Here is a 22,392-nt window from a genome sequence, read left to right as displayed (position 1 = left end):
TTCACGCCTCCTTGGCGACGGGCTGGGCCTGGGTCTCGCGGTCGTTGTCGCCGGCCTCCCCGACGCGGCCGCTCTCCTCGACGCGGTCGGCGGCGGGTTCAGGGGCGTCGGCGGCAGGTTCGGGAGTGTCGGCGGCGGCCTGCGGGGTGTCCTCCGGTGGCTCCTCCTTTTCGCCGCGGCCGAAGCCGAGCAGGAGCGAGGAGGCCGCGAACGACACCGCCGTGGCGACGAGGATGCCGGCGATCACGCCCAGCCAGCCGCCCTTCGGCGTCACCGCCAGGTAGGCGAAGATGCTGCCCGGTGAAGGCGTCGCCACCAGCCCGGCGCCGGTGATCATGAAGGTGAACACGCCGGCCGCGCCGCCCGCGATGACCCCGAGGATCAGGCGGGGCTTCATCAGGACGTACGGGAAGTAGATCTCGTGGATCCCGCCGAAGAAGTGGATGATCATCGCGGCGGGCGTGCTCGGGCGCAGCGGACGCGGGCCGAACAGCAGGAACGCGATGAGCAGGCCGAGCCCGGGACCCGGGTTCGACTCCAGCATGAACAGGATCGACTTGCCGTGCTTGACGGACTCGGCGACGCCGAGCGGACCGAGGACGCCGTGGTTGACGGCGTTGTTGAGGAACAGCACCTTGGCGGGCTCGATCAGGACCGAGGCGAGGGGCAGCAGGTTGTTGACGATGAGCCACTCGACCGCGTTGCCCGCGGCTGTGGTCACGACCCGGACGACCGGACCGATGGCCCACATCCCCACGATGGCCATGACGGCGCCGACGATGCCGGCGGTGAAGTTGTCGACGAGCATCTCGAAGCCGGACTTGGTCCGGTCCTCCGTGAACTTGTCCACATATTTCAGGATCAGGGCGGTGAGTGGGCCGATGATCATGGCGCCCAGGAACATCGGGATGTCCGACCCCACGATGACGCCCATCACCGCGACCGCGCCCACCACCGCGCCGCGTTGCCCGTGGACCATCCGGCCGCCGGTGTAGGCGATGAGGATGGGCAGCAGCGTCTTGATGATCGGGTCGACCATCGCGCCCAGCGCCGCGTTCGGCAGCCAGCCGGTGGGGATGAACAGCGCGGTGATCAAGCCCCAGGCGATGAACGCGCCGATGTTCGGCATGATCATGCCGGCCAGGTGGCCGCCGATGCGCTGGATGGTGGCCTTGACCCCGGTCCCGTAGACCGGGGGTGTGTAGGTTTCGGCCATTGGACGTGCTCCTTCGGGGGGATGAGCAGGTTCCTGGTATGTCGAGGTCAGGTGGGGTCGGCGGGGGATTCCAGGGGGCGGGTCAGAAGGGGCGGGCCGGTGCGGACGCCGTCGCGGCGGATGTCGCCCGGCCCGGGCATCCGGCTGCCCGGCAGGCATACCGCCGCTGCGCCCCAGGCCAGCGCCTCGACCAGTGCCCGCTCGCCGTGCGCGCCGCCGGCCAGGAAGCCCGCCAGCATGGCGTCCCCGGCGCCGACCGAGCTGCGCGGCTCGGTCACGGTGGCGTGGCCGTACCAGATGCCGTTGTCCTCGACGAGAACCGCGCCGTCGGCGCCCAGGCTGGCCAGGACGGTACGCGCGCCCGCCGCCCGGAGCTTGCCCGCGGCCTCCACCACGTCGCCGACGCAGCGGATCGGCATGCCGGTGGCGGCGGCGAGCTCGTCCAGGTTCGGCTTGACGAGGGCGGGTCCTGCGGCCAGCGCGTTGGCCAGCGCCGGGCCGCTGGTGTCGACGGCGACGTGGATGCCTGCGCCGGCGAAGCGGCGGCAGAGCCTGGCGTAGACGTCGGCGGGCACCTCCGGCGGCAGGCTGCCCGAGGCCACCACCCAGTCGGCCTCGTGCGCGGCGGCCAGTACGGTATCGGCGATCGTGTCCAGCTCGCCGGGGGACAGGGCGGTGCCGGGCTCGTTGATCTTGGTGATGGTGCCGTCGGGCTCGGCCAGGGTGACGTTCGACCGGGTCGTGCCGGTCACCGGGACCGTCACCATGTCGAGCCCTTCGAGGGTGAGCAGGCGGACGAGCTGCCTGCCCTCGTCGCCGCCGAACGGGACCACGGCGCGCGAGGCGACCGCGTTGGCCAGCAGCGCGCGCGAGACGTTCACGCCCTTGCCCCCGGGGTCCAGGCGGGCGGCGGCGGCCCGGATGACGGCGCCCCGGTCGAGCGAGCCGATCTCGATCGTGCGGTCCAGGCTGGGGTTGAGCGTCAGTGTGAGGATCATGCTCGAACCACCTCCGGGCCCGCTGCGGACAGGTCGGCGGCCAGGGCGAGGTCGAGCCCCGTGTCGGTGATCACCACGTCGATCTCGCTCAGCTCGGCGAAGCTCGCGAGGTAGGTGTTGGTGAACTTGGTGTGATCGGCCAGCAGCACGCTGCGCTCCGCAGCCGACACCATCGCCCGCTTGATCGCCGCCTCCGCCGGATCCGGGGTGGTCAGGCCCTTGGCGACCGAGCAGCCGTTCGTCGCCATGAACGCCACGTCCACGTGCAACTGCGACAGCGGCCGCAGCGCCCAGTCGTCCACGGTGGCCAGCGTCCGGCCGCGCAGCCGGCCGCCGAGCATGATGACGCTGATGTTGGCGCGGGCGGCCAGCGCGGTGGCCAGCGGCGGTGAGTTGACCACGACCGTGAGCTCCCGGTCGGCGGGCAGGATCTGCACCAGGCGGCCGGTTGTGCTGCCGGCGTCGATGATGACCGAGCCGTCCTCCGGCAGCTCGGCCAAGGCGGCCTTGGCGATGCGCTCCTTCTCCGCGGTCATCACCTCGTCGCGGGTGGCGAGCGCGGGCTCGAACCCCATCCGCTCCACGGGGATCGCGCCGCCGTGCACCCTGCGCAGCACGCCCGCCCGCTCCAGCGCGGTCAGGTCGCGGCGGATCGTCTCGGTAGTCACGTCGAGCTCGCCGGCCAGCGACACCACGTCGACACGGCCCGCGGCACGGGCCCTGCGAAGGATCTCCTGCTGCCGCTCCTCGGCGTACATGATGTTGATTCACCGCCGTTTCAGTGTGGTTTCATCTGTGTTTATACCCGATTCTGTTGGCAGGTCAAGACTCTGGTAGGTATGTCGAATGCGAACCAAGCCCTGGGCCGCCGTCGCGGCAGCCTTACCTCTCGCGGTGGCATGCGTCGCCGGGACGCCGGCAGCCGCCTCCACCGGTGGCGTCAAGCCTCCGACGGTGCCGGCCGGTACGACGGCGTCGTGGCTGGTGTTCGACAGGAAGGCGGGCACGTTCGTCGCCACCCGCAACGCGCACCGCAAGTTCCGCTCGGCCTCGGTCGTCAAGATCCTCATCGCGATCGACTACCTGGAGAAGCGCAAGACCGTCCCCGCCGCCGACGCCCGGCTGCTCAAGGTCATGCTGCGCTCCAGTGACGACCACGCGGCCACCACGTTCTGGAACCGCGACGGCAAGGGCGCGATCGTCCAGCGGATGGCGCGCAAGCTCGGCCTGTCCGACACCGCGCCGCCGCCCGCGTCCAAGCCCGGGTTCTGGGGCTACACGTCGCTGAGCGCGTACGACATCGTGCGGACGTACCGCTACCTGCTCGACACGGCGGCGCCCGGCGTGCGGGACACGATCCTGGGGCACCTGCGCAACTCCACGCCGTGCGGCACCGACGGGTTCGACCAGTACTTCGGCATCCCGCGCGCGGTGCCCAGGCCATGGGCGGTCAAGCAGGGCTGGTCGGGCTTCGGCGACGTGGCGCCCACCAAGTGCGGCACCGGCGCCTCGGCGAACCCGGTCCCCCTGCGGGCGCCGGGGGCCGACCTGTCGATCAGCGGGGTCGCGTCACGGGCCACCGGCTCCGGCGTGCCCGACTACGGCCGTCCGGTGCTGCACACCACCGGCCTGTTGGGCAAGGACGACCGGTTCATCATGGCGGTGCTCACGGCCCACCCCGTGGGCGGCACCTGGAGCTCCTCGGTCAAGCGCATCACCGGGCTGACCGAGGGCCTCTACCGGAGCGTGTCCTAAAGGAAGGTGAACATCCGGACGCCCGGCTCCAGCGGCCTGGGCGGCCCGGTGTAGCGGTGCACGCCGACGCCGTAGTGGCCGTCGCTGTCCAGGTGGATCCGCTCGAACCCGTCCTGCTCGAACCAGTCGCAGATCGTCGTCAGCAGGTCGGGCGCGTGCCGGCTCAGGGACGAGCCGGGCGTGTCGTAGTGGTCGTGCCAGGTAATCCAGTCGCGCTCGCTCATGATCACGATCATGCTTGGGTGATGGGTGACGAATCAACAGCGTTGCAGCGGGTGCTCAGGAAAGCGGGCGGTCCCGAGATCCTCGACGTGCTGGCCGAGCGGCTGTCCGGCGCCGATCTGACCACGCTGCTGCTCGAGGTCATGCGGGTGCGGGCGCGCGGCCTGACCCCGGCCGACGTGCTCCGCCGCTACACGACTGACCGGTTCGTGGGGCCGGCCACGGTGCCGTTCGAGCGCATCCGCCGGGTCGAGGACGCGGTGCTGTCGGTCGTACCGGCCGATTTCGAGCTGCTCACTCTGGCGCCGGTCGCGCCGCTCGGGGCGCACTCGGCGCCGGCCACCGTGGACCAGAACAAGGTGATCACCACGATCAGGAACACCGAGGTCGCGGCCGACCCGACGAACGCCCTCGCGCTGGAGGCGGCCGTCCGGCGGCGCCGTTCCACCGACCCGGTGCGGCTGGCCGCGTTCCAGCGCGTGGTGCGGGCGCAGCACTTCGCGGGCGCGGGGGCGTACGCGCACTTCGGCCTGTTCGCGCTGGTGTCGGGCGACCGGGATACGGGGAATCTGGCGTTCGAACGTCGTCACCTGGCGGAGCACCTGCGCGTGCTGACGGACGCCGTCCGGGCGTGCGGCATCCCCGACCCGGAGGTACGGATCACCGTCCTCGATCCCCGCTTCGAGCGGGTGGCGGACGGAGTCGGCGGGACGGACGATCCGGACCGGCGGTCCGGGCGGGGCTACTACACGGGGTTGTGCTTCAAGATCTACGCGGACGGCGTCGAGGTGGGCGACGGGGGCTTCGTCGACTGGACGGCCCGCCTGCTCGGCAACCGCAAGGAACGCCTGCTGATCAGCGCACTGGGCGTTGACCGGCTGAGCTGATGTAGGCGGCGTAGACCTTCTTCGGGACCACCAGCCGCCACGCCTCGACGACCAGCTCCCGCATCTCGTCGGCGTCGATGGCGGCCATGCGCGCGACGACCCAGTTGAACCGCATGTCGGACTCGCGAGGCAGCAGGAACTTGTCCGGCTCGGCCGCCACCAGGGCGGCCCGCTCCTCCTTGGGGAAGCCGAAGCCCATGAGGGTCTCGTCGCGGGAGAAGGCCACGTAGACGATCGAGCCGACGCGGAACTTGATCCGGTCCCTGATGAGATGCTCCGACGAGCGGGGGAGCGTTATCGCCAGCCGCCGCACGTCCTCCACCGCGATCACATCGCCACCGTAGTCCATCACCCCACGGCGCGGGACTCCTCGTACGCCGCCAGTACCTGCTTGCGGCGCTTGGCCGGAAGGCGGTCGATGTAGAGATAGCCGTCGAGGTGGTCCGTCTCGTGCTGCAGGCAGCGCGACAGCATGCCGGTGCCCTCGACGGTGACGGGCGCGCCCTCGGCGTCGAAGCCGTGCACGGTGGCGTGGTCGGGGCGGGGGAGCGGGGCGTACTGGCCCAGGACCGACAGGCAGCCCTCCTCGCCCGCGTCGAGGTGCCGCTCGCCGAGCCCGGGCAGCTCGAGCGACGGGTTGACCACGACGCCCTTGTGCCGGTCGCCGTTCTCGTCGGGGCAGTCGTAGACGAACACCCGCAACGCCACGCCGATCTGGTTGGCGGCCAGGCCCACGCCCTCGGCCGCGTACATGCTCGCGAACATGTCCTCCACCAGCGCGGCCAGCGCTCCGTCGAACCGGGTGACCGGCTCGCAGGGCGCGTGCAGCACCGGGTCTCCCACCTGAACGATCGGCCGGACCTCTCCCACGACCAGTGCCCTTTCCACATGCGGATGTGTCGCCACAAAGTCTACGAGCGCCCAAGAGATGATCAGCACCCCAATGATGCTCACATAGTGAGACATATGTTCTTGGATAGTGAGATTGACGCTACTGTCGTCGTACCGAGGCGAGACGAAGGAGTTTCGATGGACGCCGTCTACACCCATGGCCACCACGAGTCCGTGCTGCGCTCCCACCGCTGGCGCACCGCCGAGAACTCGGCCGCCTACCTGCTGCCCCACCTCAAGCCCCAGATGAAGCTGCTGGACGTGGGCGCCGGGCCCGGCACCATCACGGCCGACCTGGCCGAACGGGTGGCGCACGTGACGGCCTCCGAGGTGAACGCGGAGACGCTGGAGCTGACCAGGGCCGGAGTGGGAGCCGCGGGCAACGTCGACTTCGCCGTCGCCGACGTGCACGCGCTCGACTATCCCGACGCCACGTTCTGCGTCGTCCATGCCCACCAGGTGTTGCAGCACGTCGGCGACCCCGTACAGGCGCTGCGGGAGATGCGCCGGGTGACGAAGCCCGGCGGGCTGGTGGCGGCGCGTGACAGCGATTACGCCGCCTTCGCCTGGTACCCGCTGCTGCCGGAGCTCGACGAGTGGCTGGCGCTCTATCAGCGGGTCGCCCGGAGCAACGGCGGCGAGCCGGACGCGGGGCGGCGCCTGCTGTCGTGGGCCAGGGCCACGGGCTTCGACGACGTCACCGCCACCTCGTCCACCTGGTGCTTCGCCACGCCGGAGGACCGGGCCTGGTGGGGCGGGATGTGGGCCGACCGGATCAAGCAGTCCGCCATGGCCACGCAGGCGCTCGCCACGGGCGCCGCCACGGAGGCGGACCTACAGCGCATCTCCGAGGGCTGGCTGAAGTGGGCCGCGGCCGACGACGGCTGGATCTCGATCACCCACGGCGAGATCCTCTGCCACATCGCGCGCTAGCCCGTTCTCCCCCTGACGAACCGCCTGCCTCTTCTCCGCCGGAGGGCGTATCCGTCCCTAGGGACCCGTGCCACGACGGACCGCCTGCCTCTTCTTCCCCGAAGGACCAGCCACAACGGACCGTCACAGGGAGCGGACCAAACCTGGGGGCCGTTGCTAAAGGCCGGAGGTGCGGGCCCACTGCGGGTCGCGGTAGAGGACCACGTCGGCGCCGTCCAGCAGCTCGTCAGGAGCCGACAGCATGGTGATCTCGCCCGCCGCCTGCAGCCGCAGCAGCAGGTCGCGGACCCGTGGCCCCACCGGCAGGCGGCCGGGCGGGAGCCCGAGGCCCGATCTGACCGCGTCCGCGACCTCCGACAGGTGGAACGGGCCGGCGAACTCCGCCACCACACCCCGCACCAGGCTCATGGTGATCACCTGTTCGGCCTCGGAGTGGGCCAGCTCCCAGACGATCTGCTCCTTGCGGCGGCCCGTGGCCGCGCAGGCCGTGCAGGGGCGCATCAGGCCACGCGAGAGGCCGGGCAGGATGCCGGGCGCCAGACCGGGCAGCACCGGCTGCTCCGCCGAGCCGAGGCAGACGGTGCACTGGTTGGTCTCGGAGGCGTGCAGCTCGGCGGACATGAGGTCGGGCAGGTCCGCCTCGCAGTCGCAGGAGTACGCGCCGAGAACGCCGGTCCGTGGGCTGATCGTGTGGTTCGTCATCTCCGGAGACTTTACCCTCGGGCGTCCATCAGGCCGTGCCGGCGCAGCGCCTTGCGGGCCGCCGCCACCACGCGCTCGTCCGGATGGTGGTCGATGAACACCCGCAGCACCCGTTCGGTCCAGGGATGGTCGCCGAGGGCCAGCAGGGCGATCGTGCCCGCCTGCTCGTCCTTCTCCATGCCCTGGGAGACCGACTTGATGACCTCGGCCGCCTCCCCGCCGAACTCCAGCAGCGCCGCCGCCATGTCCACGAACGCCCACGCGATCTCCTCGGGCGTCGGGGGCCGTTCCTCGCGGCCCAGCCGGGCGGCCACGACGGCGCCCAGCCTCGGCGCGCCGAGCAGCCCGTCGAGCACCTTCGTGCCCGCCTCGCCCAGCCCTGTGGCGAGCAGTTCCACGCCGACGGCCCGGCTCAGCGGGCTCACCTCGCCGAGCGCGGCCGCGATCTCGGCCGCCGCCTCGGCCTGATCCCGGCCGGCCAGCCAGCCGGCGAGCTCCTCGTCGCGCTCCGGCTCCGGGTAGGAGCGCAGGCCGTGCAGCAGCGCGCCGGCGTCCCGGCCGGCCAGCGAGCCCATGACCGGGATGTCCTGCCCGGTCGCCTCGCCGATCACCAGCCCGGCCGCCCAGATGCCGAGCGGGGTCAGGGTACGCGGCGGCGCCTGGCGTACCAGGCCCAGGTCCGTCAGGACGGCGGGCACCTCGTCGGTCAGCGGACCGCGGCCCAGGTAGAGGCGTACCACCTCCATGAACAGCGTCTCGTCGGTGCTCAGCGTGCGGCGGCAGACGTCCGCCCACACCTGGAGCACCTTGTCGTCGGAGCCGTCACGCAGGGTCTCGACCGCATCGGGCGGGGGCGCCGGATGAGCGGCGCCGCCGGTCGCCACAGGAGTCTCGCGTACGGCCGCCACCAGCTCGTCGTCGGCCGGCAGCCGGACGGGAGGCTGGAGCGGAAGTGTGTCATCGTCGTAGGAGTCCACGTCCTTATCCTGTCGGAACCCGCCTTACATTTGCGATAAAGTCCCCGCTGACCGCGAAAAGTCCGGAAGAAGGGAGGCGTCGAGATGGTCCGCAGTTTCCGGGCGCTCCACGCGTCCGCTGTTGTCACTCTCCGGAGGAATCTTGCTTTTCCGCTCCACGGTCGAGACTGACCTCGACCGACTGCTCGACTGCGCCGTCGACGAGCCCATCAGCTGGGCCGACCCCGACCGGCTGCTCTCCTTCCTCAAGAACGGCCATTACCGCCACGACCGCATCTGGGTCGCGGAACAGGACGGCCGGATCATCGCCCGCGCCGTCTGGTGGGGCCTGCCCGACGGCGACCGCCCGCTCGCGCTCGACTGCCTCTGGGTCCACCCGTCGGTGCCCGACCGCGTGGAACTGGCCGCCGAGCTGCTGCGACACGCTCATGAGGGGTACGACGACGCGCCCGCCTATCACGTGTTCGTCGCGAACGGCTGGCGGGACGACCCGGAGGTCACGGCCGCCATCGACTGGCGGTGGCGGGCCGGGGCCCTGGCCGGGCTGACCGCCGAGCTCGAACGGCTCAGGTACGCCTGGACGCGCGGCACACCGGTGCCGGCGGCGTCGGACCGGCTGGTGTTCCGGGCGGAGGCCGATGACGAGGTGTTCGTCGAGGCGTTCAGCCGCGTGGCCGTCGGCACGCTCGACCACCACACCCGGCAGGCCCTGGCCACGACCACCCCCGAGGCGCAGGCCCGCGAGGATGTCGAGGGCTACCGGAGCATGCCGGGCGACAGGGACTGGTGGCGCCTGGCGTACACGCCGGACGGCGACCTCGCCGGTGTGGCGCTGCCGTCGGCCAACGCGGGCGGGCCCGTGGTCGGCTACCTCGGCGTGGTGCCCGAGCACCGCGGTCACGGCTACGCCGACGACCTGCTCGGCGAGATCACCCGGCTGCACGCCGAGCGCGGCGCCGAACGGATCGTCGCCGACACCGACGCCGGGAACGTCCCGATGGCCAGGGCCTTCGAGCGGTCCGGCTACCACAATTTCGCGGTCAGACTCGTCCTGTCGGCGGCCACGCCTGATGCCCTGAACACCTGATCCGGCGGCGCCACTTGATGTCCTGAACACGTGATCCGGCGCCGCCGCCGGATCACGTGGACACGGTGGCGAGGCGCGCCCGGACCACGAGGTCGTGCATGGCGTCCCGGACCGTGGCGGCGTCCGGCAGCGGTGAGGAGTCCCTGGCCGCCTCCAGCTCGGCGGTCAGCCGCGCCACGTCGTCGGCCGCCGTGCTCACCCCCGGCGCGCGGCCGTGCTCGGCGTCCCGCTTGGCGGCCACCAGGTCGGGCAGGTACGCCGGGACGTACGAGAACAGGTGGGTCAGGTCGGCGTCCAGCTCGCCGGTGCGCATCAGGTGGATGCCGGTGGCCAGCACGCGGAAGGTGTAGAGCAGCGGCTTGAGCTCCCCGTTCTTCTCGAACAGCCGCCACTGCGTACGCGCGAACCCCAGATAATGGTGGGCGTGGTGCCGCGTCAGGCAGCCGGGCGCCAGGGCCTTCAGCTCCTCGTGCAGCGGTGAGGAGGACACGACCAGGGGGGAGAGGAGCTGTTCCAGGACGTAGCCGTTGCGGTTCAGCAGCAGCCCGCAGAACTTGGCCAGGTCGTGCGTGACCAGGTCCACCTCGACGCCGTCGCGCGTCCAGGTCCGGTCGAGGGTCGCCGGTCCGGTACGCAGGCCGACGACCTCCCGCAGCGGCAGCAGGTGCACCCCCCGCAGGTCCACGTCCGAGTCGGCCGAGGGGAAGCCGTAGAGGTGCGCGCCGCTGATCGTGGCGAACACCAGCGGGTACGGCTGCTCTGCGGGGATCTCCGGCAGCCAGGCAGGCAGGTTCACACGCGCTCCCGGGACAGGTGGGCCCTGCGTACGGCCACGAGGTACGTCTCGACGGACGCCCGGTCCGGCACCGCCGGCAGGACGCCGGCCGCGTCGGCCAGGTCGCCGGTCAGCTTGGCCCGCCAGGCGGCGATCTCCGCCCACGCCACCTCGCCCCGCCTGATCGCCAGCAGCCGGTCTCGGTAGTCGCCCACCTGGATCAGCGGCTCGCCGTGGCGTACCAGATGCCGGCCGCTCAGCAGCAGCCTGATCAGGTGCATCGCCTGCTTCCACTTCGGCGCGGCCGGGTCGAGGCGGCGGAACTGGGCGTCGGCGTACCGGGTGAACGTCTCGTGCGCCCGCCGCGACAGGAACGCCCCGCGCAGCTCGCGCAGCCGCTCGCCCTCCGGCGTGAGCACCTCCGTGAGGGGAGACCACAGGCACTCCAGGACCGTGGGGTTCGCGTCGAGGGCGAGGCCGCAGAAGCGCTCGACCTCCCACGAGAACTGCTCCGGCAGCGGCCCGTCGCGGTGCGTCACCGGCTTGTCCAGCCGCCAGAACGCCTCCGTCGGCGCCACGAACACGCCGCGCCGGTCGGTGTCGGAGCCGGCGGTGTCCAGACCGTAGGCCCGCGACCCCACCACGACCGAGAGGATCAGGTCTTCGCTCACGTGGCCACTTTCACGGGGTCGGGGGACAGCTCGCTCAGCAGGTCGGCCGCGCCCAGCCGGCGCACGTCGCCGAGGCCGTCCGGGTGCAGCGCGTACGCCGCGCAGCCGCCGGGAAGGGGCAGGTCGCCGTGGACGAGCATGGCGAGCTCGACCCCGTCGAACGACGCGGGCCGCCCGACGGGCGGGGCGTCGGCGCGGGCCATCAGCCGGTCGGCGAACGCGGCCACGTCCTCGCCCGGCCGCCGCTCATAGCGGACCAGTTCGCCGTGGCGGTCCCGTACCAGGACCTCGGTGGCGCGCGCGGCGGCGTGCCGGCAGCCCACCTCCCACAGCGTCACCCGGTGCGTGAACGCCTGCTCGAGCGCCGCGCCCAGCAGGCTCAGCTCGTCGGCGCTACCGGCCACGCTGTGCCGGAAACCGGCGGCGGACAGGTTGAAGTCCGCCCACCGCATCGTCCGCGTCCACAGGTCGGCCACCAGCGGCACCAAAATCTTGGCCTGCCCCGTCAGATCGAAGCGCTGCCGGACGGCCAGCGGGTCGAACAACCCCTCCGGCTGCTCCATGAACCCGGCGAATCCGCGTACCAGCTCTTCGAAGGGCACGTCGTTGTAACTGAACACGACCGGGACGAGGTAGCGGCCGCGCAGGGCCCGCACGTTCACGTCGATGAACTCCGACGAGCCCAGCGGCTCGGGCGCCGACGTCAGGTCGCCCGAGTGCGTGACGGCCGTGCCCAGCCGCAGCTGCGTGTAGTCGCACACCCCGACGAACGCCCAGCGCTCGTCGAAGACGGCCACGGACAGGTCGAGGTCCACCAGGGTGCCCTTCGGCTCGGCCCAATGGAGGAAGAACCGGAGCCGCTCGCCGGCGGGGATGGGCTGGAGGCTGCCGCGCGGCAGCCGTACCAGCGCCTTGACCGCCGTCCGCTCGGACGTCGGCGCGACCAGGTCGGCCAGGCCCTCGTCCAGCAGCACCCGCCGCAGCGATGGGAGCGCGGCGGCGCGGCGCAGCAGCTCGGCGGCCAGCGTCCGCTCGGCCTCCAGCACGATCTCGTCCGGAAGGGGCGGCCGGTCGTCGGGCCGGGTGTGGAAGCGCGCGGTGCCACCGCGCGGCAGGAACAGCCGCCGCCCGCCGGGCGGCGTCCGCAGCTGCCCCAGGGCGGCGATCAGCACGCCGGGCGCGACCCGCGCCGCCACACCCGCCAGTCCGGCGGGCGCCGGCTCGGACGCGGGCGTGTCCGTCTCCACGCGGCTCGCGAACGACGTGGCCACCAGCCGCCCGTCGCGCACCCGCAGCAGCCCTGGCCGCCGCGCGGCCAGTTCCAGCAGGGTCCGCCCGAAGGCCGTCCCCGGGTCGAGCCGGGTGCCGCGCAGGGCGGCGAAGGCCAGCGCGGCGTTCGGGTAGCGGGCGTGCTGCTCGTGGGGGTGCAGCACCTCGGCCATGCGCTTCCACTGCTCGCCGTACCGGAGCAGGTCCTCGATCGCGTACGGCATGGCGTCCAGGCACGACAGCAGGGTCCGGCGGACGGCGCGCGGCAGCGACACGCGGCGCCGCGGGCGGATCCGCAGCCCGGGGTCGGCGTCCATCAGCACGTACAGCAGCCGCAGCACGTCCGTGGCCGTCTCCAGATGCTTGCTCAGCAGCTCGGGGGCGTCCCGGCGCAGGGCGACGGCGAGCACGACGGCGCGCGTCTCCTTGACCGGGACGCTCTCCGGCAGCCAGTCGCCCGACTCCGGCCAGAACGCCTCCAGCAGCGTCTCCAGGTCGCCCCGCAGGATGTGCAGCAGCCGCCGCCCGACGCGCGTCAGCTCCTTCGACGACAGCGCCGCCAGCGCCCGATACAGCTCCGCCGAGACCAGGAAGCCCAGCTGCAGCAGCTCGAACTCCAGCGCCGCCACCCCGGACCGCACATCGGCCCCCGTCATGTTCAGGCGCTTGGGCAGCTCGCCGACGGCTTCGGGCACGCGCGGATCGGTGGCCAGCAGCGCGGGCGCGACCACCCGCGTACGGCGCAGCAGGATCTCGGCGGGACCGTTCATCCAGGCACCTCCGGCGAGCATTGAGAGAGGCCGCGTGGGAGCACCGCGCGACCTCTGAAGAGGTGGAGAGCAGGTGCGCTGAGATCATTTGAAAAATGAAGAAGGAAGCACACCCAAAGAGCCACCCCGGTGATCCACCGTAGCGGCACAAATCACGAAATGTCCCCCGAATTTCCAGTCCGGTAAGGCCCGGCATGCGCGAGAGCCGCCTCGATGGATAGGGTCTCCGAATTCGTTCAGGACAGAGACCAGGAGAGAAGGGCCGACCGGTGACCATGCGGAGCTGGCTGCTACACGGGCTGCAGCCGACGTCCGGGATGCACGACGAACATCCCGGCAAGCGTCACTCCTGGTGGCAGGTCATGTGCCTGACAGGCGTCGACTACTTCTCCACCCTCGGCTACCAGCCGGGCATCGCCGCGCTGGCCGCGGGCGCGCTGTCGCCGATCGCCACGCTCATGCTGGTGGCGCTGACGCTGTTCGGCGCGCTGCCCACCTATCGCGTGGTGGCGGCCGAGAGCCCCAACGGCATGGGCTCCATCGCCATGCTCGAACGGCTGCTGCCGAGCTGGTGGGGCAAGCTGCTGGTGCTGGTGCTGCTCGGGTTCGTGGCGACGGCGTTCATCTTCACGATCACGCTGTCGGCCTCCGACGCCACCGCCCACATCCTGCAGAACCCGTTCTTCCCTGACGCGCTCGCCGGCCAGCAGGTGCCCATCACGCTGCTGCTCATCGCCGCGCTCGGCGCGATCTTCCTGCGCGGGTTCAGCGAGGCCATCGGCCTGGCCATCGCGCTCGTGGCCGCCTATCTGACCCTGAACCTGGTCGTCGTCGGCACCGCCGTCGCCCAGGTGCTGTCCCGCCCGGAGCTGGTGGGCGACTGGCAGGACGCGCTCACCGCGGGGCACTCCAGCCCGCTCGCGATGATCGCGCTGTCCGCCTTCGCGTTGCCCAAGCTGGCGCTCGGCCTGTCCGGGTTCGAGACGGGCGTCGCCGTGATGCCGCAGATCGAGGGCGACCTCGAGCAGCGCGTCAAGGGCGCCAAGCGGCTGCTCACCACGGCCGCGTTGATCATGAGCGTGTTCCTGGTGTTCAGCGGGTTCGCCACGGCCGTGCTCATTCCGCACAAGGAGTTCGAGGAGGGCGGCCACGCGGCCGGGCGCGCCCTGGCGTACCTGGCGCACGAATACCTGGGCGACTGGTTCGGCACCCTCTATGACATCAGCACCATCGCCATCCTCTGGTTCGCCGGCGCCTCGGCGCTGACGGGGCTGCTCAACATCGTGCCGCGCTACCTGCCCCGCTACGGCATGGCCCCGGACTGGGCGCGGGCCGTACGACCGCTGGTGCTGGTGTTCACCGCGATCTCGTTCGTCATCACGATCCTGTTCGGCGCGAACGTCGAGTCGCAGGGCGGCGCCTACGCCACCGGCGTGCTCGCGCTGATCCTGTCGGCCGCGGTCGCCGTCACCATCTCGGTCGCGCGCGCCGGGCGGCGGGGCGCGGCGGCGGCGTTCGGCCTCATCTCGCTGATCCTCGCCTACACCTTCGTCGCCAACGTGATCGAACGGCCCGACGGCCTGTCGATCGCGGTGTTCTTCGTCGTGGCGATCATCGTCACCTCGATCATCTCGCGCGCCACGCGCTCCACCGAGCTGCGGGTGACGGGGGTGTCGCTCGACAAGGAGGCCGAGCGGCTCATCGACGAGCTGCCGCCGGGCGAGCTGCGCATCATCGCCAACGAGCCCGACGCCCGCGACGAGGCCGAGTACGCCGAGAAGGACCGTGAGACGCGCCAGTACCATCACCTGCCCGACGACGAGCCGATGCTGTTCCTGGAGGTCACGCTCGGCGACACCTCGGAGTTCGAGTCCGAGGTGCTCGTACGCGGCGAGGTGCGGCACGGCTACGGGGTGCTGACCGCGACGAGCGCGGCGGTGCCCAACACGATCGCCGCGATCCTGCTGCACCTGCGTGACACGTCCGGCCGCCGTCCCCACGTGTACTTCCACTGGGCGGAGGGCAATCCGGTGCTGGCGCTGCTGAGATACCTGCTGTTCGGCGGGGGTGACGTGCCGCCGCTCACGCGTGAGGTCCTGCGCCAGGCCGAGGAGGAGCCCGGCCGCCGGCCTCAGGTACACGTTGGCTGATCTGTTACGGCACAGCCGCACCCACCGCCACCCGCCGCACGGGGCGGGCGGCCTCCAGGAATACGGCCGCTGAACCCGCACGGGGCCGGCCGCCGTTACGCGCGTCTTCTTGGCCATGGCTTCCGTTTGTGCTTGCCATCGGGGGTGAGGCGCTGATCTGATCGGATTATGAGTGCTTATGATGCGGTCTACCAGCGGAGCATCGTGGAGCCCGAGGCGTTCTGGGGAGAGGCGGCCCGGGACATCGAGTGGGATGTGGCCCCCACGATCGTGTTCGACAAGGGGCGCTGGTTCGTCGACGGGCGACTGAACACCTGTCACAACGCCGTCGATCGGCACGTCGCCGGTGGGCGGGGTGAGCAGGACGCGTTGATCTACGACAGTCCGGTGACCGGCGTCGTGCGGCGCTTCAGTTACGCCGAGCTGCTCGACGCGGTGTCCAGGACCGCCGGGATGCTGCGTGACCTCGGCGTCGTCGCCGGCGACACCGTGGTGATCTACATGCCGATGGTGCCCGAGGCGGTGATCGGGATGCTGGCCTGCGCCCGGCTCGGCGCCGTGCACTCCGTGGTGTTCGGCGGATTCGCCGCCAATGAGCTGGCCGTACGCATCGACCACGCCAAGCCCAAGGTGGTGCTCTCGGCCTCCTGCGGGATCGAGCCGACCCGGATCGTGCCGTACAAGCCGCTGCTCGACACCGCCCTTGAGCAGGCCGAGCATCGGCCGGCGCGCTGCGTGATCCTCCAGCGGCCCGAGTCGCCCGCCGATCTCGCAGAAGGGCGGGACCTGGACTGGGCCGAGGCCGTACGGGACGCGGCGCCCGCCGAATGCGTCAGCGTGGCGGCCACCGATCCGCTCTACATCCTCTACACCTCCGGCACCACCGGCGTGCCCAAGGGCGTCGTCCGCGACAACGGCGGGCACGCCGTCGCGCTGCACTGGAGCATGTCCAACGTCTATGGCGCGGCGCCGGGCGAGGTCTACTGGGCGGCCTCCGACGTGGGGTGGGTCGTCGGCCATTCCTACATCGTCTACGCGCCACTGCTGGCCGGGTGCACGACTGTGCTGTACGAGGGCAAGCCGGTCGGCACACCTGATCCGGGCGCGTTCTGGCGGGTCGTGGCCACGCACGGGGTGCGGACGCTGTTCACCGCGCCGACCGCGCTCCGGGCCATCAAAAAAGACGACCCCTCCGGAAATTTCGCGCAAAAGTGGGATTTGTCGGGACTGCGGTATCTGTTCATGGCGGGGGAGCGGCTCGACCCCGACACCTACCACTGGGCGTCCGACCTCCTCGGGATCCCGGTCATCGACCACTGGTGGCAGACCGAGACCGGCTGGCCGATCGCGGCCAACTGCGTCGGCCTCGAGCCGCTGCCGATCAAGCCGGGCTCGCCGACCAAGCCCGTGCCCGGCTGGGACGTGCGCGTCCTGGACCCGGAGGGTAAGGAGTGCCCGCCCGGCGTGGAGGGCGCGGTCGCGATCAGGCTGCCCCTGCCGCCCGGCGCGCTGCCGACGCTCTACCACGACGACGCCCGCTTCACCGAGTCGTACCTGTCCCGCTACCCCGGCCACTACCTGACCGGCGACGGCGGCTTCCTCGACGACGACGGCTACCTGTACGTCATGGGGCGCATCGACGACGTCATCAACATCGCCGGCCACCGGCTGTCCACGGGCGCGATGGAGGAGGTCATCGCGGCCCACCCCGACGTGGCCGAGTGCGCGGTGATCGGCGTGGACGACGCGCTGAAGGGCCAGCTCCCGCTCGGCTTCGTGGTGCTCAAGGCGGGCGCCGAGCGCGATCCGGCCGAGGTCGAGCGCGAGCTGGTGGCCCTGGTCCGCGAGCGCATCGGCCCGGTCGCCGCCTTCCGCCGCGCCGTCGTCGTGGGCCGCCTGCCCAAGACCCGGTCCGGGAAGATCCTGCGCGCCACCATGCGCGACATCGCGGCCGGCCGCGACTACCGCGCCCCTTCGACGATCGAGGACCCGGCGGCCCTGACGGAGATCGCCGACGCCCTCTGACCTATTCCGTCTGAACCCTCATCGTTGAAAACTCTCCCTCAAGGCGATGGAACGCGCCATCATGGGAATTCCTCTGCTCTTCAGAGACCTGATGACGGAGACCGTGATGACGGAGACCTTGAGCTACGCCGACGCTCTGAAGATCCTCGGTTGCAAGGACAGCAGGCTCATCAAGGTGATCGACTTCGCCGCGACGGCCGCGCTGACCGGATGGGCGCTCGCCGGCGGCGCCGACCTGGCGCTGGGCCTGCGCGATCTGCAGGAGGACGCCGTCCGTTACGGCAACGACGTGGTGCGGCGGGTGCCCGAGTGGCGCGGCGGCGCGGGCCGGTTCGCCCGTACCCAGCGGCTGGCCGCCGTGCACGCGGTGGTGATCGTCTCGGCGTACTTCGAGGCGCTCGGCCGGGCAAGCCTGCCCTTCGGGCTGGACCGGCTCGACCGGGACCGCGCGGCCGGCGGCACCCGCGCGGCGGCGTTCGCCGAGCTGGTGGAGGAGCTGCTCACGCGGCCACTGCCCATGCCGGAGCCGTACCGCCCCTACGCGGAGACCCGTGAGGCCGTCGAACGCCACTACCGGCGGATGTCGGAGGCCGTGGCCGGGTACGTGCGCGAGGTGGCCGCCTGGGACGAGCTCCCGGCCGACGAGCGGGCCCGCGTCCCTCTCATGCTCGTGGAGGGACCGTCGGCGCACGCCCTGCGGATCTATGACGAGGACTACCGCTCGCTCACGCTCGACAGCCCCGAGTTCCGGATGTGGAGCCTGGTCACCGAGACGCAGACGTTCGCCCCCGGACTGTCGCGCGTGGCGCGGCTGCTGGCGGAGCTGGCGCCGCCGCGCGTCGGCGACCGGCCGATGATCCACCTGGTCAGGATGGCCGCCGCCGCGCTCGACCAGTCGCTCATGGCCGTCGGCAGGGCGCCGGACGACGTCACGCTGCCGCTGCTCGGCGAGGGGTACATCAGCCCCCGGTGCAAGGTCGCGGAGATGACGCGCGAGTCCGCGCCGGCGGCGAAGAGCTGGTGGAAGGGCCGGCTGGAGCTGCCCGACGCGGAGGCGTTCCTGGTGGGCCATCTCACCTCGCCGCACGCCACCCAGGCGCCCCTGGTCGTGCTGGGCGAGCCGGGGTCGGGCAAGACCAAGCTGACCGAGGTGCTCGCGGCCCGGCTGGCCGCCTCGGAGTTCCTGCCGATCAAGGTGGAGCTGCGCGACGTCGCCGCCGAGTCGTCCGTGATCTCGCAGATCGAGCAGAGCGTCTCCCCCTTACTCCGCGAGAAGGTGAAATATCGGGACTTGGTGGAGGCGGCGGAGGGGATGCTGCCCGTCGTCATGCTCGACGGGTTCGACGAGCTGCTCCAGGCCGCCGGCACCGACCGCTACGACTACCTGGAGCAGGTCCAGGAGTTCCAGGACGAGCAGTCCAGGCACGGCCGCCCCGTCGCGGTGATCGTGACCAGCCGGACCGTCGTGGCCGACCGGGTCCGCTTCCCCGAGGGCGTGCTCACGATCGAGCTCCAGCCGTTCGAGAAGGAGCAGGTCCGCCAGTGGCTGGAGATCTGGGCGGAGACCAACCGCGCGGTCCTGTCCAGGCGCGGCCGGACACCGCTGCCGGCCGATGCCGCGCTGGCCCAGGGCGAGCTGGCCAGGCAGCCGCTGCTCCTGCTGCTGCTGGCCATCCACGACGCCGCCGAGAACGCGTTGCAGCGCGACGAGGAGGTCCTCGGCCGCGGCCGCCTCTACGAGTCGCTGATCAGGGACTTCGCCTACCGCGAGCTCCTCAAGGACCCCGAGGTGCGGGCGCTGCCGGCCGCCCGGAGCGGCGGGCTGGTGGACCGGGAGCTGGTGCGGCTCGGGGCTGTGGCGCTGTCGATGTTCGTCCGCGGCCGGGCGGTCGTCTCGGAGACCGCCCTCGACCGGGACCTGCCCGCCCTGTGCGGGGCGCCGGGCGAGGAGCGGGACGACGAGGGCGGCTGGGCGCGGCGGGCGACCGAGCGGTTCTTCTTCGTGCACGCGAACGACCCAGGCGGCACTCGGGGTTATGAGTTCCTGCACGCCACGTTCGGCGAGTTCCTGGTGGCCTGGCTGGCCGTGTACGCGCTGCGCGACCTGATCAGGCGGCACGGCCACGACGAGGAACTGGCGGGCCAGCTGGTCGACGACGACCTGCTCTACGCGATCACGTCGTTCTCCTGCCTGGCCGAGCGGGGGCCGACGGTCGGCTTCGCCATGGAGCTCATGGGCGCGCTGCCGGCCGAGGTCCGGGCCAGGAGCGTGACGCTGCTCGGCGCGCTGCTGCGCGAGTCGCTCCACGAGCGCCCGCGCCGCTCCTTCCTCGCCTTCCGCCCGGTACGCCATCCCGTGCCGCGCCGCCTGGCCGCCTATTCGGCCAACCTCACCCTCCTGGTGGTGGCCGCGTCGGACAAACCGGTCAGCGTCGCAGAGCTGCTCGGCGACTCGGGGGACTTCGCCCGGTGGAGCTCGTACACGCATCTGTGGAAGAGCCAGCTCGGCGGGGAGGGCTGGACCGGCCTCATCGGCGCCATGCCGGCGCGCCGGGTCGTCGACGGCGGCAAGCGCGACATCCGGCTCGGCGGGAGCGGCGAGTCGTGGGAGTTCGAGGGCGCGGGCTGGTGGTTCGGCCGCCCGGAGCCCGCGGCGCGCACCAGGGCGCTGGGCCGCTACAAGTCCTACGCCCTGCTGGAACGGCCCTACCTGCTCAACATCGACGCCGACCTGCTGACCGACTCGCTGCGCGCCGACGACGAGACGCACCCGAGCCTGATCGTCGTGCAGCGGAGCTCCGGTCAGGTGGTGAGCTGCACCCGCCTGGTCGAGGAGGTGCTGATGAACCGCCCGTCGAGCATCGAGGCCCGCGTCGCGCTCTACGCCGACGCGATCGCGGCCGTCACCGCGTTCCGCACGCTGGAGCACCGGCGGCTGCTCGACCTGGTGCTGCGGGCGCTCGCGCTGGAGGGATCGGCCATCCCCTTCAAGGACCGGGCCGGCCTGCTCGGCGGGCTGGCCGGCGACGGCGTCGACCCGGCGCTGTGGCGGCCGCTGCTGGAGTCGATGTTCTTCGAGCGGTCCGACAGCTGGGAGCTCCTCCTGCGGGCGGGCGTCCCGGAAGCGGCCATGCGCGAGGTGCGCTCGCCCTGAGCGCCCTAAGCGGCCGTCTAAGCGGCCAAGGCGCTCAGAGCGGCTTAGGCGGCCGACCGGTCCAGGGGCAGCTCGACCGTGATCGTCAGACCGCCCTCCTCGCGCGGCCGGGCGACGACCGTGCCGCCGTGGGCCTCGGTGATGACGCGCACGATCGACAGGCCGAGGCCGCTGCCCCGGTCGGAGCGCAGCCGGTCGCCGTGCAGCCGCCGGAACGGCTCGAAGATCGTCTCGATCTCGTACGACGGCACGTGCAGGCCGGTGTTGGCCACCACCAGCTCCACCTGCTCGGTGCGCCGCCGGGTCGTCACCCACACCTCGCCCTTGGGCAGGTTGTGCCGGATCGCGTTCTCCACCAGGTTCTGGACCAGCCGCTCCACCAGCACCGCCTCGCCGGTCGTCGGCGCGGCGTCCAGCAGCCGGTGGATCGTCACCTCCCGCTCGGCCGCCTCCTCCGCCGCCTGGTCCAGCACGTGCTCGGCCACGTCCGTCAGGTCGAACGGGCGCCGGTCCAGCACCGCCTGCTCGCCCTCGGTCAGCGCCAGCAGCCCGTCGATGAGCCGCTCGTGCCGGGCGTTGACCAGCAGCAGCGACTCGCCGAGCCGCTTGACGTCGTCGGTGGCGTCCGGCCGCCGTACCGCCACGTCGACCAGCGTCCTGTTGATCGTCAACGGGGTGCGCAGCTCGTGCGAGGCGTTGGCGACGAAGCGCCGCTGGCCGTCGAAGGAGCGGGCGAGCCGGCCGAGCATGGTGTCGAAGATGCCGGTCAGCTCCTTCACCTCGTCGTTCGGCCCCTCGTACCCGATCCGCTCGGCAAGGTCGTGGCTCTGGGCGACCCGGCGCGCGGTCTCGGTGACCGACGTGATCGGCCGCAGCACCCACCCGGCCGCCCGCCAGCCCAGACCGAACGCGCCGCCCGTAACGGCCAGCACCGCCAGCGCGCCGATGTTACGCACGCTGGTCAACGTGTCGCGCTGGTAGGTCGCCATGACCTGGAGGGTCCGGGTTCGCGCCACCTCGTAGTAGTCGTCGTATCTGTAGAAGCCCCTGCCGTTGGGCAGGGTGATGGACTTGGGGGTGAGGAGATCGGCGCGGTAGGAGAGGTTCGACCGTACGAGGAAGTAGACGGCCGCCAGCAGCAGGCCGCCGCCGACGAGGAACACCCCCGCGCATGCCAGGGCGAAACGCAGACGGACGCTCATGAAATGCGATACCCCGATCCCGGCACGGTCTCGATGACCTGCGGCTCGCCCAGCTTCTTGCGTAATTTCATCATCGTGGTCCGCACCGTGTTCGTGAACGGGTCGATGTGCTCGTCCCAGACCTTCTCCAGCAGCTCCTCGGCCGAGACCACCGCGCCCTGCGCCCGCAGCAGCTCGGCCAGCACCCCGAACTCCTTGCGCGCCAGCGGCACATAGCGCCCCTCGCGGAACACCTGCCGGTGCGCCCAGTCCAGCCGCACCCCGGCGCGTTCCAGCATCGGCGGGTCGGCCCGCCGGGCCCGCCGGCCGAGCGCGTGCACCCGCGCCACCAGTTCCTCGAACGCGAACGGCTTGGTCAGGTAGTCATCGGCCCCCAGCGACAAACCCGCCACCCTCGCCCGTACGTCCCCGGCGGCGGTCAGCATCAGCACCCTGACCGGCCACCCCCGCTCCACCACCGCCCGGCACACCTCGTCGCCGTGCACCAGCGGCAGGTCCCGGTCCAGGATCAGCACGTCGTAGTCGTGCACGCCGAGCCGCTCCAGCGCCCCGTCGCCGTCGTAGGCCACATCGACGGCCAGCGCCTCCCCACGGAGCCCCTCGGCGATCGAATCGGCGAGCATGCGCTCGTCCTCCGCGACCAGAACACGCAATGTCGCCCCCATGAAGATCGAAAGTCCCGACAGTCTGCTCCAGCCTGCATAACGC

Annotated in this window: 20 protein-coding genes; 7 read left to right on the top strand and 13 right to left on the bottom strand. The window is 71.6% G+C overall.

Features of this window, described 5'->3' with window-relative positions; translation table 11 throughout:
* Position 1 precedes the first annotated feature (1 nt).
* The 3 genes from mtlA to LDL49_RS21745 are packed head-to-tail and all read right to left on the bottom strand — an operon-like array spanning position 2 to position 2,972.
* Positions 2-1,216, bottom strand: coding sequence for a mannitol-specific PTS transporter subunit IIC (mtlA, locus tag LDL49_RS21755; protein ID WP_225292942.1), 1,215 nt, complete (start codon positions 1,214-1,216; stop codon positions 2-4).
* Positions 1,217-1,263: 47 nt separating this feature from the next.
* Entirely contained in the window at positions 1,264-2,214 is a 951-nt protein-coding gene (gene pfkB / locus LDL49_RS21750; protein WP_225292941.1) for a 1-phosphofructokinase, read from the bottom strand.
* Positions 2,211-2,972, bottom strand: coding sequence for a DeoR/GlpR family DNA-binding transcription regulator (locus tag LDL49_RS21745; protein WP_225292940.1), 762 nt, complete (start codon positions 2,970-2,972; stop codon positions 2,211-2,213). The genes pfkB and LDL49_RS21745 overlap by 4 nt, the downstream gene beginning before the upstream one ends.
* An 88-nt stretch (positions 2,973-3,060) precedes the next feature.
* Here LDL49_RS21745 and LDL49_RS21740 point away from each other — a divergent pair, with 88 nt between their 5' ends.
* Positions 3,061-3,969 carry a D-alanyl-D-alanine carboxypeptidase family protein gene (locus LDL49_RS21740; RefSeq protein ID WP_225292939.1) on the top strand — a complete coding sequence of 303 codons (909 nt, stop codon included), beginning with the start codon at positions 3,061-3,063 and terminating at the stop codon, positions 3,967-3,969.
* On the opposite strand, the gene LDL49_RS21735 is transcribed toward LDL49_RS21740, so the two are convergent.
* On the bottom strand, positions 3,966-4,193 hold the full coding sequence (locus LDL49_RS21735; RefSeq protein WP_225292938.1) for a hypothetical protein: 228 nt from the start codon (positions 4,191-4,193) through the stop codon (positions 3,966-3,968). The two genes, LDL49_RS21740 and LDL49_RS21735, sit on opposite strands and share 4 nt — an antisense overlap.
* Positions 4,194-4,214: 21 nt before the next feature.
* On the opposite strand from LDL49_RS21735, the gene LDL49_RS21730 reads away from it, so the two are divergent.
* On the top strand, positions 4,215-5,078 hold the full coding sequence (locus LDL49_RS21730; protein WP_225292937.1) for a hypothetical protein: 864 nt from the start codon (positions 4,215-4,217) through the stop codon (positions 5,076-5,078).
* Here the strand turns inward: LDL49_RS21730 and LDL49_RS21725 are convergent.
* Together LDL49_RS21725 and def are read right to left on the bottom strand one after the other, a co-directional pair.
* Positions 5,047-5,427, bottom strand: a complete 381-nt coding sequence (locus tag LDL49_RS21725) for an MmcQ/YjbR family DNA-binding protein (RefSeq protein ID WP_225292995.1) — start codon at positions 5,425-5,427, stop codon at positions 5,047-5,049. The genes LDL49_RS21730 and LDL49_RS21725 overlap by 32 nt on opposite strands.
* Positions 5,427-5,966 (bottom strand): peptide deformylase, encoded by a 540-nt coding sequence (gene def, locus LDL49_RS21720; RefSeq protein ID WP_225292936.1) that lies wholly within the window; start codon positions 5,964-5,966, stop codon positions 5,427-5,429. Before def ends, LDL49_RS21725 begins: the two co-directional genes overlap by 1 nt.
* Before the next feature lie 141 nt (positions 5,967-6,107).
* Between def and LDL49_RS21715 the strand changes: the two genes are divergently transcribed.
* Entirely contained in the window at positions 6,108-6,902 is a 795-nt protein-coding gene (locus LDL49_RS21715; protein ID WP_225292935.1) for a class I SAM-dependent methyltransferase, read from the top strand.
* A 156-nt stretch (positions 6,903-7,058) separates the two neighbouring features.
* Here LDL49_RS21715 and LDL49_RS21710 read toward each other — a convergent pair whose 3' ends face one another.
* Both LDL49_RS21710 and LDL49_RS21705 read right to left on the bottom strand, forming a co-directional pair.
* On the bottom strand, positions 7,059-7,604 hold the full coding sequence (locus LDL49_RS21710; protein ID WP_225292934.1) for a hypothetical protein: 546 nt from the start codon (positions 7,602-7,604) through the stop codon (positions 7,059-7,061).
* An 11-nt stretch (positions 7,605-7,615) separates the two neighbouring features.
* The gene (locus LDL49_RS21705) at positions 7,616-8,581 is read right to left on the bottom strand and encodes a hypothetical protein (RefSeq protein WP_225292933.1); all 966 of its coding nucleotides are present in this window, start codon (positions 8,579-8,581) and stop codon (positions 7,616-7,618) included.
* A gap of 142 nt (positions 8,582-8,723) precedes the next feature.
* Between LDL49_RS21705 and LDL49_RS21700 the strand changes: the two genes are divergently transcribed.
* Positions 8,724-9,668, top strand: a complete 945-nt coding sequence (locus LDL49_RS21700; protein ID WP_225292932.1) for a GNAT family N-acetyltransferase — start codon at positions 8,724-8,726, stop codon at positions 9,666-9,668.
* A 52-nt stretch (positions 9,669-9,720) separates the two neighbouring features.
* On the opposite strand, the gene LDL49_RS21695 is transcribed toward LDL49_RS21700, so the two are convergent.
* Genes LDL49_RS21695 through LDL49_RS21685 form a run of 3 tightly spaced genes read right to left on the bottom strand, consistent with a single transcriptional unit; the run spans position 9,721 to position 13,153 of the window.
* Complete coding sequence (locus LDL49_RS21695; RefSeq protein ID WP_225292931.1) at positions 9,721-10,464, bottom strand: nucleotidyltransferase domain-containing protein; 744 nt, start codon at positions 10,462-10,464, stop codon at positions 9,721-9,723.
* A complete protein-coding gene (locus LDL49_RS21690) occupies positions 10,461-11,114 on the bottom strand; it encodes a nucleotidyltransferase domain-containing protein (protein ID WP_225292930.1) in 654 nt (217 codons plus the stop codon). Before LDL49_RS21690 ends, LDL49_RS21695 begins: the two co-directional genes overlap by 4 nt.
* Positions 11,111-13,153, bottom strand: coding sequence for a TerD family protein (locus LDL49_RS21685; RefSeq protein WP_225292929.1), 2,043 nt, complete (start codon positions 13,151-13,153; stop codon positions 11,111-11,113). The genes LDL49_RS21690 and LDL49_RS21685 overlap by 4 nt, the downstream gene beginning before the upstream one ends.
* A gap of 275 nt (positions 13,154-13,428) precedes the next feature.
* Between LDL49_RS21685 and LDL49_RS21680 the strand changes: the two genes are divergently transcribed.
* The 3 genes from LDL49_RS21680 to LDL49_RS21670 all read left to right on the top strand — a co-directional run bounded on the left by LDL49_RS21680 (position 13,429) and on the right by LDL49_RS21670 (position 20,482).
* Positions 13,429-15,303, top strand: a complete 1,875-nt coding sequence (locus LDL49_RS21680) for an APC family permease (RefSeq protein WP_225292994.1) — start codon at positions 13,429-13,431, stop codon at positions 15,301-15,303.
* A gap of 168 nt (positions 15,304-15,471) precedes the next feature.
* The gene (locus LDL49_RS21675; RefSeq protein ID WP_225292928.1) at positions 15,472-17,328 is read left to right on the top strand and encodes a propionyl-CoA synthetase; all 1,857 of its coding nucleotides are present in this window, start codon (positions 15,472-15,474) and stop codon (positions 17,326-17,328) included.
* 106 nt (positions 17,329-17,434) lie between these two features.
* Positions 17,435-20,482 carry an NACHT domain-containing protein gene (locus tag LDL49_RS21670; protein ID WP_225292927.1) on the top strand — a complete coding sequence of 1,016 codons (3,048 nt, stop codon included), beginning with the start codon at positions 17,435-17,437 and terminating at the stop codon, positions 20,480-20,482.
* Between the two features lie 44 nt (positions 20,483-20,526).
* Here the strand turns inward: LDL49_RS21670 and LDL49_RS21665 are convergent, their stop codons facing one another.
* Complete coding sequence (locus LDL49_RS21665) at positions 20,527-21,684, bottom strand: sensor histidine kinase (protein ID WP_225292926.1); 1,158 nt, start codon at positions 21,682-21,684, stop codon at positions 20,527-20,529.
* Complete coding sequence (locus tag LDL49_RS21660; protein WP_225292925.1) at positions 21,681-22,337, bottom strand: response regulator transcription factor; 657 nt, start codon at positions 22,335-22,337, stop codon at positions 21,681-21,683. The genes LDL49_RS21665 and LDL49_RS21660 overlap by 4 nt, the downstream gene beginning before the upstream one ends.
* Positions 22,338-22,392 lie beyond the last annotated feature (55 nt).

The sequence above is a fragment of the Nonomuraea aurantiaca genome, from assembly GCF_020215705.1.
In the GTDB taxonomy this organism is placed as follows: Bacteria; Actinomycetota; Actinomycetes; order Streptosporangiales; family Streptosporangiaceae; genus Nonomuraea; species Nonomuraea aurantiaca.
This window is presented reverse-complemented; position numbering and strand designations above follow the sequence as displayed.